Here is a 12852-nt window from a genome sequence, read left to right on the forward strand (position 1 = left end):
TCCCTAAAATCGAGTCATGCTCGATATCACACTGTTACGCAAGGACCTGGCTTCGGCCGTCGCGCGCCTTGAGACCCGCAAGAAGGACCAGCCCTACCTCAACGTCGAGGCGTTCACCGCGCTCGAAGCCGAGCGCAAGGTCTTGCAGACCCGCACCGAGGAAATCCAGGCTCGCCGCAACGCGCTGAACAAGCAGATCGGACCGCTCAAGGCCAAGGGTGAATCGGTCGATGCGCTGATGGCCGAGGTCAACGCGCTCAAGGCCGAACAGGAGTCCGGATCGAAGCGCCTCGACGCGATCCAGCCCGAACTGCAAGCCCTGCTGCTGGCCGTTCCGAACCTGCCGCATGCCAGCGTGCCGCTCGGCGAAGACGAACATGGCAACGTCGAGATGCGTCGCTGGGCGCCCAAGGGTGGCGCCGGCGCCTCGGCCACGCCGCTCTCATTCGCGCCGAAGGACCACGTCGACCTTGGCGAGCCGCTCGGCCTGGACTTCGCGATGGGTGTCAAGCTTTCCGGTTCGCGCTTCATCGCGATGAAGGGGCCGATCGCGCGGCTGCACCGTGCGCTGGCCCAATTCATGGTCGACCTGCAGACGCAGCAGCACGGCTACACCGAGTGCTACGTGCCCTATATCGTCAACGCTGACACGCTGCGTGGCACCGGCCAGCTGCCCAAGTTCGAGGGCGACCTCTTCGCGGCGAAGAAGGGCGGCCAGGACGGCGAACCGGCGCCTGACCATTCGGCGCTCTACCTGATCCCGACGGCCGAAGTGCCCCTGACCAACTTCGTGCGCGACGAGGTGGTGGCCGAGTCCGCATTGCCGATCAAGCTCACGGCGCACACGCCGTGCTTCCGCTCCGAGGCCGGCAGCGCCGGTCGCGACACGCGCGGCATGATCCGCCAGCACCAGTTCGACAAGGTCGAGATGGTGCAGATCGTGCACCCGGAAAAGAGCTATGACGCGCTGGAGGAAATGACCACGCACGCCGAGGCGGTGCTGCAGGCGCTCGAACTGCCTTACCGCGTGATGCTGCTGTGCACCGGCGACATGGGCTTCGGCTCGACCAAGACCTACGACCTCGAAGTGTGGCTGCCCGCGCAGGATACCTATCGGGAGATCAGCTCGGTCTCCAACTGCGAAGCCTTCCAGGCGCGGCGCCTTCAGGCCCGCTTCAAGAACGCCCAGGGCAAGAACGAGTTGGTGCACACGCTCAACGGTTCCGGCCTGGCCGTCGGCCGCACGCTGGTCGCGGTGCTGGAGAACCATCAGAACGAAGACGGCTCGGTCAACGTGCCAGCCGCGCTGCAGCCCTACCTGGGCGGTCTCGCGGTTCTTCGCGCCTGACGTGCAAGGTGGTCGAAAGTGGCTGCTATAATCTGAGGCTCGACAGACACCGGAGAGGTGGCAGAGTGGTCGAATGTACCTGACTCGAAATCAGGCGTACTAGCGATAGTACCGAGGGTTCGAATCCCTCCCTCTCCTCCAGAAGTGAGTTTTCGACGGTCCGCATCGGCTCGCGAAAACGTGAAAAGCCCGCACAGTTCCCTCTGTAGCGGGCTTTTTTGCGTCCGTATCGGTCCGCATGGCTGGTTGTCAATCCACGGTTTCGCGCTGGTATGAATGTTGGTATGGCGTCTACCGTGTGTTGGTATGGCAGCGGGTTGACTTATGGCCGGTTGGCATGGGCGCAAGAAAACTAGACCGCTCGCCTTGTTCACCTGTCCAACATCACGCACAACTGTCCCATGCTCACAGAAGTCTGCGAGTGCAGATCGAGCCTGTGTCGTCCGGCCGGTGCTAACCATCGGCCGCAGCAAGGAGCCTTTTGACGGCCTCGGAGGTGGTCAACTGTCGCGGGCGCTTGCCTTGGACGTTTAATGCAGAGGGATCGGCGCCGAGCGCAAGCAGCCGCTCGACCTCAGGGACAAGGCCCAACTCGGCAGCCTTGTGCAGCAAGCTATCGCCGCCTATCGTGAGGGCTACTATCGAGTGGTCGCCTTCTGCCATGCGAACTATGTCGGCAAGTTGATGTTTTGAGACATAAGAGTTGCTTTCGAGCTTGACCTCAAGTTGATCAAGAATTTGTGCATCTGGGATGGGTATGACTTTCCATCCTTCCTTTGTCTCGAATTTGGTATTGCATTCAGTGCACGATGCAGCATTGCAGGGCGTGAACCAGTGGCACTTAGGACACAGGGCCCAGGCGATTTTTGGAAGTGCCTCTTGTCTTGGCTTGATTGCATTCTTGGGCTCTGCCTGTTCCTGTGCCGCAGCAAGGAGCCCTTTAATGGCCTCGGACGCTGTCACGTCGCTTGGTCGCTTTCCTTGTGCGTTGGAAGCCGTTGAATCAGCGCCGATGGCAAGGAGGTGTTGAACTTCAGACTCGAGTCCGAATTCTGCAGCTTTATGCAACAGGCTATCGCCTTTGATTGGCAGCGAAACGATCGAGAAATCGGTCTCGGCCATGGCGACCATGTCTGATAGTTGACGTGGTGTTATTTGTTTCCGTTTTGTCAGTGCCTGCTCAATCAGTCCAAGTCGTTGATCCACTTTTATGGGAATGACATCCCAGGCTGCGCCAGCACCGAGCGTGGCATCGCAGTGCGGGCAGGACGTGGTGCCAAGTGGCAAGAACCAATCGCACATTGGGCACCTTCCCCAGACTATCGCAGCGCGCGCTCTTTGTTGCTTCTGGAAATCACTTTCGCTCTCTTCTACCTTGCGCCGCTCTTCCGCTGCGCGCTGCTTTTCCTCAACTTGCCTCGCAGCCTCCAACTGCAGATGGTTGGCGTGGAGTTCGTGCGCTCTTATGTTCAAGTATTTCGCCTTCGCAGCGGCCTCGTCGCCGCTAGCTTCAGCAAATGCGCGTGCATAGACACCGGGCCGGCGCCCAGAACTCTCAAATTCAGAAAGTGCTTGCGCCCAAGAATCCTCTTCAGGGATTTCATGTGATTCATTTATTTCGGTTGCGATGGTCGGAGCGTTCGGCAACGGGTCCTTGGTTTTCATCGCTATAGGTTTTGCAGCTATCACGGATGCGGCAGCATCAATTGAAATCAGCTTCTTAGCAACGGTTGGGGCCCCTGCGTGTAGAACGACCTTTGACTGGGTCATTGGGGACGCCATCTGCGTGTCTTGCGATCTGGGATATGCAGCACGTTTTTGTTTTTGACGATACCACACATATAAGGGTAGACAGACGGGTATCGCAGTTATGAATGATTGAAAAATGGCAACGCCCAGGGGGCCGATTTCATGCAATAATGCGTGAAATTCGTCCGTCTGTCTAATTTCACGAAATATTGCGAAGATGACAAGATTTATGAAAAGGCAAACAAAAATTGCGATGGAAACTGGTAAAAGAAGTGGGGGGTATTTGTCCATCTTGGGCATGCTGTGCTTTCAAATTTGCTTATCAAGTGCAATACAAGGTTGGGGCGCCGCGGATTTTCTGAGGACTTCAAAATTGCTCCTCCACTAAGAGCGGAACCTTGAGGGGGTGGCAGGGTGCCCGTCAGCCCCCCAGCCCCTGGGAGGGGCCGGCACGAAGTTGTGCGGTGCAAGCTATCACTCGATGGTGCGAGGCAGCGCCTGTACGAAGTCCAATATGTCGGCGTCTATTCGCCCAATCGCCTTAGCGACCAAGCTGGCGATGTCCTCAAGGTCGCCATAGGCGCCAACGATTTCACTCGCAAGAGCGTACTCGGGCTGGGCTGCCATGTCCGCCAGTTGGTGGAGACGCCTCAGCCGGTTCCGCAAGCCGTCAATGGCCTTGTAGAGCGGCGTCTCGCTCAAGGGGATCATTTGGAAGATGAGCTTGCGGGCGTCGATCGCCTTGACCACCTCGTTTACTGCAAGAAGGTATTCGATTTGATCGGCAGTGAGGGTGCCGTTGGCACGGTAGTGATCTTTGAGTGTCATCGCTGCTCGGCTGGACGCACTGGATGTTACACAGATCGGGGGTCAACGCGGCCTCGATCAGTCGCGCTGCGCCGTTGGTATATCCGTTGGTATCGACACCGGGCGGCACGTGCAAAACCTAGCATTCATGCGGCCTGCGAGGCATGATCTGACTGCCTCCCTCTCCTCCAGGTAGCCAGTAAAAACGCCCCTTTCGGGGCGTTTTTGCTTTGTTGGCCCGTGTGCCGTGCGAGCGCGTTCACGCGACGGTTGCGACCGCCTGCCGGATCTTCTGCAGGAGCCAGGTGAGCGCCTGATCCGCCTCGAAGCGCTTGTGCCAGGCGATGTAGAGCGGGGCGAGCGGGAAGTCGATTGGCGGCTGGTGCAGGCTGAGGTCGAAGGCCTTCGCGAAAATCGGTGCCATGCCGCTTGGCAGATTGCAGATGTAGCCGGTGCGCGCCGCGATCACCGGCATCGCGATGAAGTGCTGCACCACCGCGCCGATGGGGCGGCGCAGGTTCTGTTCCGCCAGCGTCTGGTCGACCACGCTGCCGCGCCGCTCCGGCTGGCGAATGACGATGTGCGGGCGCTTGAGGTACAGATCCATCGGAAAGCGCTTCTTCGTCAGTTGTTCGCGCTTCCAGATCAGCGTGACCAGGCCGATGTTGGCCGCCACCTCGTTGCGCACGCCGGAGCCCTTCACGGCGGTGCCGTCCAGCACCACGTCGACCTCGCCGGCCTCCAGCATCTGGTAGCCCAGTTCGCCCTCGGGCACCGGCACCAGCTTGATGAGGATGCCGGGCGCATCGCGCCCGATCTCCTCGATGAGCTGCGGCGCGATCGCGAACTCCACCAGGTCTCCGCCGGCGATGCGGAATTCGCGCTGCGCCAGCGAAGGCACGAAGCTCTCGCCGGCCTGCAGGGCCAGTCCGATCTGAACCAATGCCTGCCGCACGGGCCCGATCAGTGCTTCGCCGCGCGCGGTCGGCACCAGCCCTTCCTTGCCGGCCACGAACAGCTCGTCGCCGAGGGCATCGCGCAAGCGCCGCAGCGCGTGGCTGATGGCGGGCTGGCTCAGGGCCAGCTTGTCGCTCGCGCGCGTGACGCTGCGCGTCTCCCACAGCTTCAGGAAGACGGCAAGCAGGTTGAGGTCGAAGTTATCGACATTCAATTTGTGCATGCATTCCATCCAAAGAGTTCATTTTACTTATGACTCTGCCGGCGGTGCAATAGAGGCCTCAACAGACATCCACACGGAGACATCCATGGCCAACACACCCAAACTTTCGATGGGCTGGTTCCTGCCCACACTCGGCGACACGAGCGCGTTCGGCGATCCGTCGCAGAGCATTCCCCAATCGCTCGAGCACTTCGAGCGCGTCTCGCAGGCGGCAGAAACTGCCGGCTTCGACTACATGCTCGTGCCCGTCACGCCGTTCTGCTGGGACGCCTGGATCACGGCCACCTACATGCTGGCCCGCACGAAGAAGATCAAGGCGCTGGTCGCCATCAAGCCTGGTTATTTCCATCCGGTGGCGCACGCCAAGATGGTGTCGGCGATGGACCGGTTGTCCAACGGTCGCGTCTACCTCAACCTCATTGCGGGACTCAGCGAAAAGGATGCGTTGGCCGAAGGCCAGTTCGGCTCGAAGGAACAACGCTACGCGCAGCTCGAGGAAGAGGTTCGCCTCATGAAGCGCCTGTGGACGGAGGAAGGGGTCCAGTTCAAGGGCGACTACTACCAGGTCGACGGTCCGAAGATCGTGCCGAAGATCCTGCAGCAACCGCACCCGCCTTTCTTCCTGGGCGGTGGCTCGGAACAGGCGGCTGAAATCTCCGCGCAGCACTCCGCGGTGCATCTCTTCTGGGGCGACTACCCGGAGAAGATCCGCGAGGAAATCAAGCTGATGCGCCAGCGCGCCGCGAAGTACGGCCGCGAGAACGAAATCAGGTTCGCGATGCGCCTGCAGGTCATCTGCCGCGAGACCGAGGCCGAGGCATGGGAAGCCGCGGACCGCCTGATCGAAGGTGCCAACGAAACCGCCAGTGCCAAGGCCATGGTGGCGTCACTCGCGAGCTCCATCTCTTCCGTGGCCAACGCACGCCAGAAGGAACTGTCGAACACCGTCGGCCGCAAGATGACCCCGCACCTCTGGACCGGCATCACCGAAGTGCGCCCCGGCGCCGGCGTGGCCGTGGTCGGCAACCCGCAACAGGTTGCGGCGCAACTGCAGGAATTCATCGACGTCGGCTGCTCGGGCTTCTGCCTGTCCGGCTATCCCCACCACGAAGAGGCCGAGCGTTTCGGCCGCCTGGTCATGCCGCTGCTCATGAAGTAACGCGGCCGGTCCACTACATCAACACAGGAGACAAGACATGACTGCAACGATCGACAAGGCCCAGTTCCGCAAGGCGCTCGGCTCGTTCACCACCGGCGTCACCATCGTGACCACGCGCGGTGCCGACGGCAAGGACTACGGCCTGACCGCCAACAGCTTCAACTCGGTGTCCATGGAACCGCCGATGGTGCTGTGGAGCCTCGGCAAGAATTCATCCAGCATCGCCGCCTTCGCCGGCACGGAATACTTCGCGGTGCACATCCTGGCCGCGGACCAGGAAGCCGTGTCGAACCGCTTTGCCAAGAGCGGCACCGACAAGTTCGCCGGCTCCAAGGTGGCACGTGGCCACGGCGAGGTGCCGCTGCTCGACGGTTGCTCGGCACGCTTCGAGTGCCGCATCGCCTACCAGTACGACGGCGGCGATCACGTGATCTTCGTGGGCGAGGTGCTCAACTTCGACCACTTCGCCCGGCCGCCATTGATTTTTCACGGAGGGAACTACGGTTTGCTGCTCAAGAAAGCCGATGAAACGGACGTCAGCGCGACCTTTGGTGGCGACTGGCTCGGAAACCTGCTGGGGCGTGCGTACTACCAGCTCCTGATGCCGATCAAGGCGGACCTGAAGGACAAGGGCCTGCGCGACGTCGACTACAACATCCTGAGTGTCTTGAGCATGGGCGATGGACGCACGGCCCATGACCTGGCCCAACTCGTGGCCATTGCAGGCTACGAGGTGAGCGATGACCACATCCAGGCGCTTGTGGATCAGGGACTGATCCGCGTCGAGGGCCAGGGGCAGGATCGCACGGTCCACTTCACGCAAGAGGGCCGTAGCTACGCCATCGAGCTGCTCGCGCTCGGCAAATCCGCCGAATCCGATGCGGAACGCGAACTCGACTACCGCGAGGCGCAGGTGCTCAAGTTGCTGCTCAAGCGCGTGATCCGCTCCACCTCGGATGGCCTGCCGGTTCACTGGCGCAAGGAGCACTTCTGGCGCGAGAACAACATCTGGCGCGACGACGTCCAGGCCGCTCGCGCCTGAGCTGCAGGCAAGAACAGACAAAGCAGAGGCACACATGCATGCAGCAATCACCCGGGGCGGCGAAGGCCTGCCCACGGTCAGTACGGGGCGCGCGTGGTACGCCGTCGTCGTGCTCCTGGCCGCCTATATCTTCTCGATCATGGACCGGCAGATCCTCACCCTGTTGGTCGGTCCGATCCAGAAGACGCTGGGCGTCAACGACACGCTGATCGGCCTGCTCCACGGCTTCACCTTCGCGGCCTTCTATGGCGTGATGGGCCTGCCGATCGCGCGGCTCATCGATCGGGGCAACCGCCGCGTGATCATCGCCATCGGCATTGCCGTGTGGAGCCTGGCGACAGCCGCCAGTGGCCTGGCCAACGACTACTGGCACCTGCTGGCCGCGCGCATTGCGGTGGCGGTGGGTGAGGCCGTGCTGATCCCGGGCACGGTCTCGCTGGTGGCCGACCTGTTCACGCCGGACAAGCGCGGCCGTGCCATGGGCGTCTTTGGCGCCGCCGGGCCGGTGGGTTCCGGCGTGGGCCTGTTTGCAGGCGGCCTGATCCTCGGCGCGTACACGCTGTCCCGGCCGGTGCTGCCTTTTCTGGGCGCCATCGAGCCGTGGCAGGCGACGTTCATCGCGGTGGGTTTGCCGGGGGTCGTGGTGGCAATCTTCATGCTGGCAGTGCCCGAGCCGCGCGTCGCGAAGAAGGGGCCCTCTGGCGGCCAGGAGCCGGCGTCAAAGGCCATCGACGTCCCGCTGTCGCAGGTCATGCAATACATCGCCAGGAATGGCCGCACCATCGGCACGTTCATCCTGGGCGCCGGCTTCTTCAACATGTGCGTGTATGGCTTCGGTGGCTGGGCGCCGACCTACTTCGTGCGCCATTTCGGCTTGACTTACCAGGAGATCGGCAAGCTGCTGGGCGTGCTGATGCTCGTCGTCGGACCTGCCGGCACGCTCTTGGCCTCCTGGCTGGGTGAGCGCTGGATCCGGCGCGGCGTTGCCCACGGCTACATGCGGGTTGCGATGGTGAGCGCCGTGGGCATCACGTCTTCGGGCTGCGCCATGGTTCTGGCGCCAACGTTGCTGGCTGCGGGCATCTTCCTGGGCTTCACCTGCTTCTTCTCGTTCTCCATGTTCGGCGTTGGCCCGTCCATCGTCGCGCAGATCACCCCTGCGCCGATGCGTGGCCAGGTCGCTGCCATGTACACCGGCGGACTCAACCTCCTGGGCGCAGGCCTCGGCCCGGTCACGATCGGCCTGATCACCGACTACGTGCTGGGTGATCGCAACGCGATCGGCACATCAATGCTCATCGTGTTCCTCATCGCCGGTTCGGTGGCGCTCCTTCTTATTCGCAGTGGCATCCGCTCCTTTGAAGGCTCGATGTTGCAGGCGGCCCAGTGGCGCTTGGCGCGCGAGCCACAAGACACCGCATCCGCAACGGCCACCAGTGCGGTGCCGGGCTGAAGCAAGGCAATCAATCAACCGAATCGAAAGGGACAAACCATGCGAGTCATGAAATTCCTGGAGGCGGCCGCGGTCGCGCTGGCGGGCGGCCTGATCGCCCTGGCCGCCACGGCGCAAACCTTTCCGTCCAAGAACGTTGCGCTGGTCGTTCCCTATCCCGCGGGTGGCTCGGGCGACTACTTCGCTCGCCTCATCCAGCCCGGATACCAGAAGCGCCTGGGCCAGACGATGGTTGTCGAGAACGTCGGCGGCGCCAGCGGCGCGTTGGGCGTCCAGAAGGTGCTTTCCGCGCCCGCTGACGGTCACTACGAACTGCTCGGCACGCCAATGGACCTGGTGCTCGCGCCGATGGGCCTGGCAGCCGTCAAGCACAAGCCCGAAGACCTGCGACTGGCCGGGGTGGTCGCCTCGAGCTCGCTGGTGCTGCTGGTCAACAAGGACATCCCCGCCAGCAACATCGACGAGTTCATCGCGTGGGCGAAGAAGCGGCCCAGCGTGTCCTACGGCAGCTCTGGCACGGGTTCGCTGTTCCACGTGGTGGGTGCGAAGTTCGCGCAGAGCACGGGCCTGAACATGGTGCACGTGCCCTACAAGGGCGGCAGCCAGTTCTTCACCGACATCGTCGGCGGGCAGATCGACATCGCCTTCTGGACCCTGGCCGGCCCCACGCTGGGTCTCTTGAAGGAAGGCAAGGTCAAGGCTCTGGGCATCACCTCGCGAGAGCCGCATCCGATGTTCCCGGAACTGCCGCTGATGAGCCAGCACAAGCTCCTGCCGGACTTCACCTATGACCTGTGGCTCGGCGTGCTGGTGCCCAAGGCGACGCCCGATGCCGCGGTTGCCACGATCAACACGGCGATGAACGAAGTCATCCAGCTGCCAGCCGTGCGCACGGGCACACAGGACACGGGCGCCCAGTCGCCCCGCGCCATGTCGCAGGCTGAGCTGGACAAGTTCTACACCAGCGAAATCGAGCGCTACCGGCGCGTGTTCAAGTCGACCAAGCTGGAACCGCAGTAAGCAATCTGATTCTTTGGAGACAAAAAATGTTTGGTTTGATGATGGATCGTCCCCTGCTGCTGTCGAGCCTGCTCGAGCACGCGGAGCAGCAGTTCCCGGACGTGGAGATCGTTTCGCGCGAAACGCACGGACCGCTGTTTCGCTACACCTACCGCGATCTCGGCGCGCGCTCGCGCCGTCTGGCCAAGGCCCTGGCTGCGCTGGGCATGGCGCGCGGCACCCGCGTCGCCACTGTGGCCTGGAACAACCACCGCCATCTGGAGGCTTACTTCGCGGTCTCCGGAAGTGGCGCCGTGCCGATGGGCGCGACCGGCAAAGTCCAGAAGGTGGACCTTCGCCAGAAGTACGCCAACGTGCTGGTGTCGGAGTGATCCTCATGGCCGATACGCAATTCAGGCCCTTGGCGGCGTCCTGCGGCTGCGGCGCGAGCCGCTTCCGCGTGAACACACGTCCCTTTGCGCGCTTCATCTGCCACTGCACGATCTGCCAGGCCTACACGGGCAAGCCTTTCTCGGATGTGACGGTGCTGCGTGCCCGCGACGTCGAGGTGGAAGAGGGCGCGCAGGTCGTCTACAAGAAGCACAAGCTCCCGCCCAACATCGAGCGGGGCACCTGCGCATCGTGCGGCAAGCCGGTGCTGGAGTTCGGCCTGGCCGGACCGGCAAAGCTGGCCTTCGTGCCCACCGCCAACTACGCCGACATCCAGGCGCTGCCACCCGCTTCGCTGCACATGTTCTATCACCGCCGCGTGCGCGACGCGCAGGACGGCCTGCCTCGTTACAGCGGCTACCTGCGCAGTCAGCTGGCCGTGATCGGGCTGATGCTGCGCGGCCTCTTTTCTGGCTGACGCCGGCACTGCTTGCCCGCGCGCTGGCAAGCAGTCCAAACCAGCTCACGCCCCATTCGCTCGGTGTCACCGGGACATCTACCGTTTCCACGAATTCGCTACTCATGAACCAAATCAACCATCTTCCTGAAGATTCCGCACCACGCATGGCCAGCCACGAAGAGCGTGTCGCGTTTATCGAAGCCCAATGGCACGCTGACATCGTGAATCAGGCACGCGACGCGTTCCTCGATGAGGCGGAGCGCCAAGGAATTGCCCGCGCTCGCATCGATGTGATCGGCGTGCCAGGAGCGTTCGAGATCCCGCTCGTTGCGAAACGCCTGGCACTTTCTGGACGGTATGCCGCCATTGTGGGATGTGCATTGGTCGTGGATGGCGGGATCTATCGTCACGAGTTCGTTGCTGGCACGGTGGTCAACGCGTTGATGGCGGTGCAGTTGGAAACGAATGTGCCGGTACTCTCAGCCGTGCTCACGCCGCACCATTTCCATGAGCACGTGGAGCATCGCAAATACTTCCACCGTCACTTCTCAGTCAAAGGCACAGAAGCTGCACAGGCATGTGCGAGGACGATCGAGTTACTGAGGCGTCACCGGCACCCTGGATCCGCTGCGCCGGCAGAGCTGCCGGTGTGCGAGACCGATCCGATGCAGCGATCGGCCTTGGTCGAGGTCGCCCGGTGAGTGCCGTCGATCCGCGCACGCGCCTCCTTCTGGAAGCGCCCATCGTGCCGACTGTCCTGCTTCTCGCCGCCCCCAACGTGCTGGTGATGGTCGCGCAGGCCTGCTCCGGTCTCATCGAAACGTACTTCGTCGGCAAGCTTGGTACCGACGCCCTGGCGGCGATGGCGCTGGTATTTCCGATCGTCATGCTGATGCAGATGACTTCGGCCGGTGCCATAGGCGGTGGCATTGCGTCCTCGATTGCGCGAGCGCTCGGCGCCAAACGCCGGGACGATGCCGATGCGCTCGTGTTCCACGCAATGGTGATTGCGCTCGGCTTCGGGCTGGCGTTCACGTTGGCGTTGCTGCTGGGCGGGCGCTGGCTGTACGCGCAGATGGGCGGCACCGACGCATCACTCGATGCTGCGCTGGTCTACTCGAACTGGGTCTTCGCCGGCGCGGTGCTGGTGTGGCTTTTCAACTCGCTGGCCGCTGTGTTGCGCGGCACTGGCAACATGGCAGTGCCGGCCAACGTGACCGTCGTCGGCGTAGCCGTGCTGGTTCCACTGTCGCCCTTGCTGATCTTTGGCTGGGGGCCGATTCCCGGCATGGGCATTGCCGGAGGAGCGGTAGCACTGCTTCTCTACTACCTCGGCGGGACAGTCGCGCTCTGGATCTACTTGCGTTCGCCGCGCAGCCTGCTCATGCCACGGTTTGCCGGCGTGCGGCTCCGCTGGCCGCTGTTTCGCGACATCCTGCGCGTAGGCCTGGTCGGCGCGATCGCGACGGTGGCCACCAACCTGTCCATCGGCATCGCGACGGCACTGGCGGGGCATTTCGGCCCCGGCGCTATCGCAGGCTACGGCACGGCCGCGCGCCTCGAGTATTTGCTGGTGCCGCTGGTGTTCGGCTTTGGCGCACCGCTGTTGGCCATCGTCGGCACTTGCATCGGTGCAGGTCAACGGGAACGCGCCCTCAATGCCGCGTGGATCGGGGCTCTGATGTGCTTCGCCATTACCGAAGCGATCGGCCTCGCAGCGGCGACCTTTCCGCGCCCCTGGCTGATGCTGTTCGGAAACGACCCCGCCATGCTGGAGGCCGGCACCGAATACCTGCGCACCGTGGGGCCCTTGTACGGCCTCTTCGGCCTCGGGCAGGTGTTGCATTTCGCCTCGCAAGGATCGGGGCGCCTGTTCTGGCCCGTGATGGCAAACCTCGCTCGCCTGGCTGTGGCCGGTGTGGGAGGCTGGCTCGCGTTGCGCTGGGGGGGCGAGCTCGTCCATGTCTTCGTAGCGCAGGGCGCCGCGCTCGTGGTGTACGGCCTCGGCATCGCTGCCGTGGTGGCTGGTGGTGCGTGGTTTGGGCGCCCGGGCTGGCCGCGCACTCCGACTGCGTTGATGCGGCGCATCCAGTCAGGCTGAACTCTGCAGACAGGCGAAGCGCGTGCCTTGCTTCGAGAGAAACACATTCTTTCTGTGAATACTATCAATCTGGAGTGTTCATTTTAATTATGGCATTGCAAGCGTTGCAATACAGGGCCGAGAGACACGGCACGGACCGCGGCACATTCACAAAGACGATCAGA

At 62.7% G+C, this 12852-nt stretch carries 11 protein-coding genes, 1 tRNA gene and 1 pseudogene; 10 read left to right on the forward strand and 3 right to left on the reverse strand.

Going from position 1 to position 12852, the window contains the following annotated elements:
- Window positions 1–16 precede the first annotated feature (16 nt).
- Both serS and HB681_RS13375 read left to right on the forward strand, forming a co-directional pair.
- Window positions 17–1348 (forward strand): serine--tRNA ligase, encoded by a 1332-nt coding sequence (gene serS, locus HB681_RS13370; protein ID WP_213955314.1) that lies wholly within the window; start codon window positions 17–19, stop codon window positions 1346–1348.
- Between the two features lie 51 nt (window positions 1349–1399).
- Window positions 1400–1489, forward strand: a tRNA-Ser gene (locus tag HB681_RS13375).
- A 312-nt stretch (window positions 1490–1801) separates the two neighbouring features.
- On the opposite strand, the gene HB681_RS13380 is transcribed toward HB681_RS13375, so the two are convergent.
- From HB681_RS13380 to HB681_RS13390, 3 genes are all read right to left on the reverse strand, one after another.
- The gene (locus HB681_RS13380; RefSeq protein ID WP_213955315.1) at window positions 1802–3397 is read right to left on the reverse strand and encodes a hypothetical protein; all 1596 of its coding nucleotides are present in this window, start codon (window positions 3395–3397) and stop codon (window positions 1802–1804) included.
- Between the two features lie 174 nt (window positions 3398–3571).
- Window positions 3572–3925 (reverse strand): hypothetical protein, encoded by a 354-nt coding sequence (locus HB681_RS13385; protein ID WP_213955316.1) that lies wholly within the window; start codon window positions 3923–3925, stop codon window positions 3572–3574.
- Between the two features lie 238 nt (window positions 3926–4163).
- Window positions 4164–5084: a LysR family transcriptional regulator gene (locus HB681_RS13390; protein WP_213955317.1), complete on the reverse strand. Its 921-nt coding sequence runs from the start codon at window positions 5082–5084 to the stop codon at window positions 4164–4166.
- 85 nt (window positions 5085–5169) lie between these two features.
- On the opposite strand from HB681_RS13390, the gene HB681_RS13395 reads away from it, so the two are divergent.
- The 8 genes and pseudogenes from HB681_RS13395 (at window position 5170) to HB681_RS13425 (ending at window position 12688) form a co-directional block, all read left to right on the forward strand.
- Window positions 5170–6243, forward strand: coding sequence for an LLM class flavin-dependent oxidoreductase (locus HB681_RS13395; RefSeq protein ID WP_213955318.1), 1074 nt, complete (start codon window positions 5170–5172; stop codon window positions 6241–6243).
- A 37-nt stretch (window positions 6244–6280) separates the two neighbouring features.
- Entirely contained in the window at window positions 6281–7285 is a 1005-nt protein-coding gene (locus HB681_RS13400; RefSeq protein WP_213955319.1) for a flavin reductase, read from the forward strand.
- 34 nt (window positions 7286–7319) lie between these two features.
- The gene (locus HB681_RS13405) at window positions 7320–8738 is read left to right on the forward strand and encodes an MFS transporter (RefSeq protein ID WP_213955320.1); all 1419 of its coding nucleotides are present in this window, start codon (window positions 7320–7322) and stop codon (window positions 8736–8738) included.
- Between the two features lie 39 nt (window positions 8739–8777).
- The gene (locus tag HB681_RS13410) at window positions 8778–9758 is read left to right on the forward strand and encodes a tripartite tricarboxylate transporter substrate binding protein (protein WP_213955321.1); all 981 of its coding nucleotides are present in this window, start codon (window positions 8778–8780) and stop codon (window positions 9756–9758) included.
- 26 nt (window positions 9759–9784) lie between these two features.
- Window positions 9785–10054: pseudogene (locus HB681_RS13415) on the forward strand (AMP-binding protein); the annotation flags it as partial.
- An 80-nt stretch (window positions 10055–10134) separates the two neighbouring features.
- The gene (locus tag HB681_RS13420; RefSeq protein ID WP_213955323.1) at window positions 10135–10605 is read left to right on the forward strand and encodes a GFA family protein; all 471 of its coding nucleotides are present in this window, start codon (window positions 10135–10137) and stop codon (window positions 10603–10605) included.
- Between the two features lie 104 nt (window positions 10606–10709).
- A complete protein-coding gene (locus HB681_RS38080) occupies window positions 10710–11288 on the forward strand; it encodes a 6,7-dimethyl-8-ribityllumazine synthase (protein ID WP_218508208.1) in 579 nt (192 codons plus the stop codon).
- The gene (locus HB681_RS13425; protein ID WP_218508483.1) at window positions 11285–12688 is read left to right on the forward strand and encodes an MATE family efflux transporter; all 1404 of its coding nucleotides are present in this window, start codon (window positions 11285–11287) and stop codon (window positions 12686–12688) included. The genes HB681_RS38080 and HB681_RS13425 overlap by 4 nt, the downstream gene beginning before the upstream one ends.
- Window positions 12689–12852: the final 164 nt, after the last annotated feature.

Source organism: Variovorax sp. dw_954 (assembly GCF_018449755.1).
In the GTDB taxonomy this organism is placed as follows: domain Bacteria; phylum Pseudomonadota; class Gammaproteobacteria; order Burkholderiales; family Burkholderiaceae_C; genus Variovorax.

Bases quoted from the DNA above. Each gene is read 5' to 3' on its own strand.
- HB681_RS13385 (WP_213955316.1), bottom strand. From the start codon at position 3,925: ATGACACTCAAAGATCACTACCGTGCCAACGGCACCCTCACTGCCGAT.
- HB681_RS13390 (WP_213955317.1), bottom strand. From the start codon at position 5,084: ATGCACAAATTGAATGTCGATAACTTCGACCTCAACCTGCTTGCCGTC.
- HB681_RS38080 (WP_218508208.1), top strand. From the start codon at position 10,710: ATGAACCAAATCAACCATCTTCCTGAAGATTCCGCACCACGCATGGCC.
- serS (WP_213955314.1), top strand. From the start codon at position 17: ATGCTCGATATCACACTGTTACGCAAGGACCTGGCTTCGGCCGTCGCG.
- HB681_RS13400 (WP_213955319.1), top strand. From the start codon at position 6,281: ATGACTGCAACGATCGACAAGGCCCAGTTCCGCAAGGCGCTCGGCTCG.
- HB681_RS13380 (WP_213955315.1), bottom strand. From the start codon at position 3,397: ATGCCCAAGATGGACAAATACCCCCCACTTCTTTTACCAGTTTCCATC.
- HB681_RS13395 (WP_213955318.1), top strand. From the start codon at position 5,170: ATGGCCAACACACCCAAACTTTCGATGGGCTGGTTCCTGCCCACACTC.
- HB681_RS13410 (WP_213955321.1), top strand. From the start codon at position 8,778: ATGCGAGTCATGAAATTCCTGGAGGCGGCCGCGGTCGCGCTGGCGGGC.
- HB681_RS13405 (WP_213955320.1), top strand. From the start codon at position 7,320: ATGCATGCAGCAATCACCCGGGGCGGCGAAGGCCTGCCCACGGTCAGT.
- HB681_RS13420 (WP_213955323.1), top strand. From the start codon at position 10,135: ATGGCCGATACGCAATTCAGGCCCTTGGCGGCGTCCTGCGGCTGCGGC.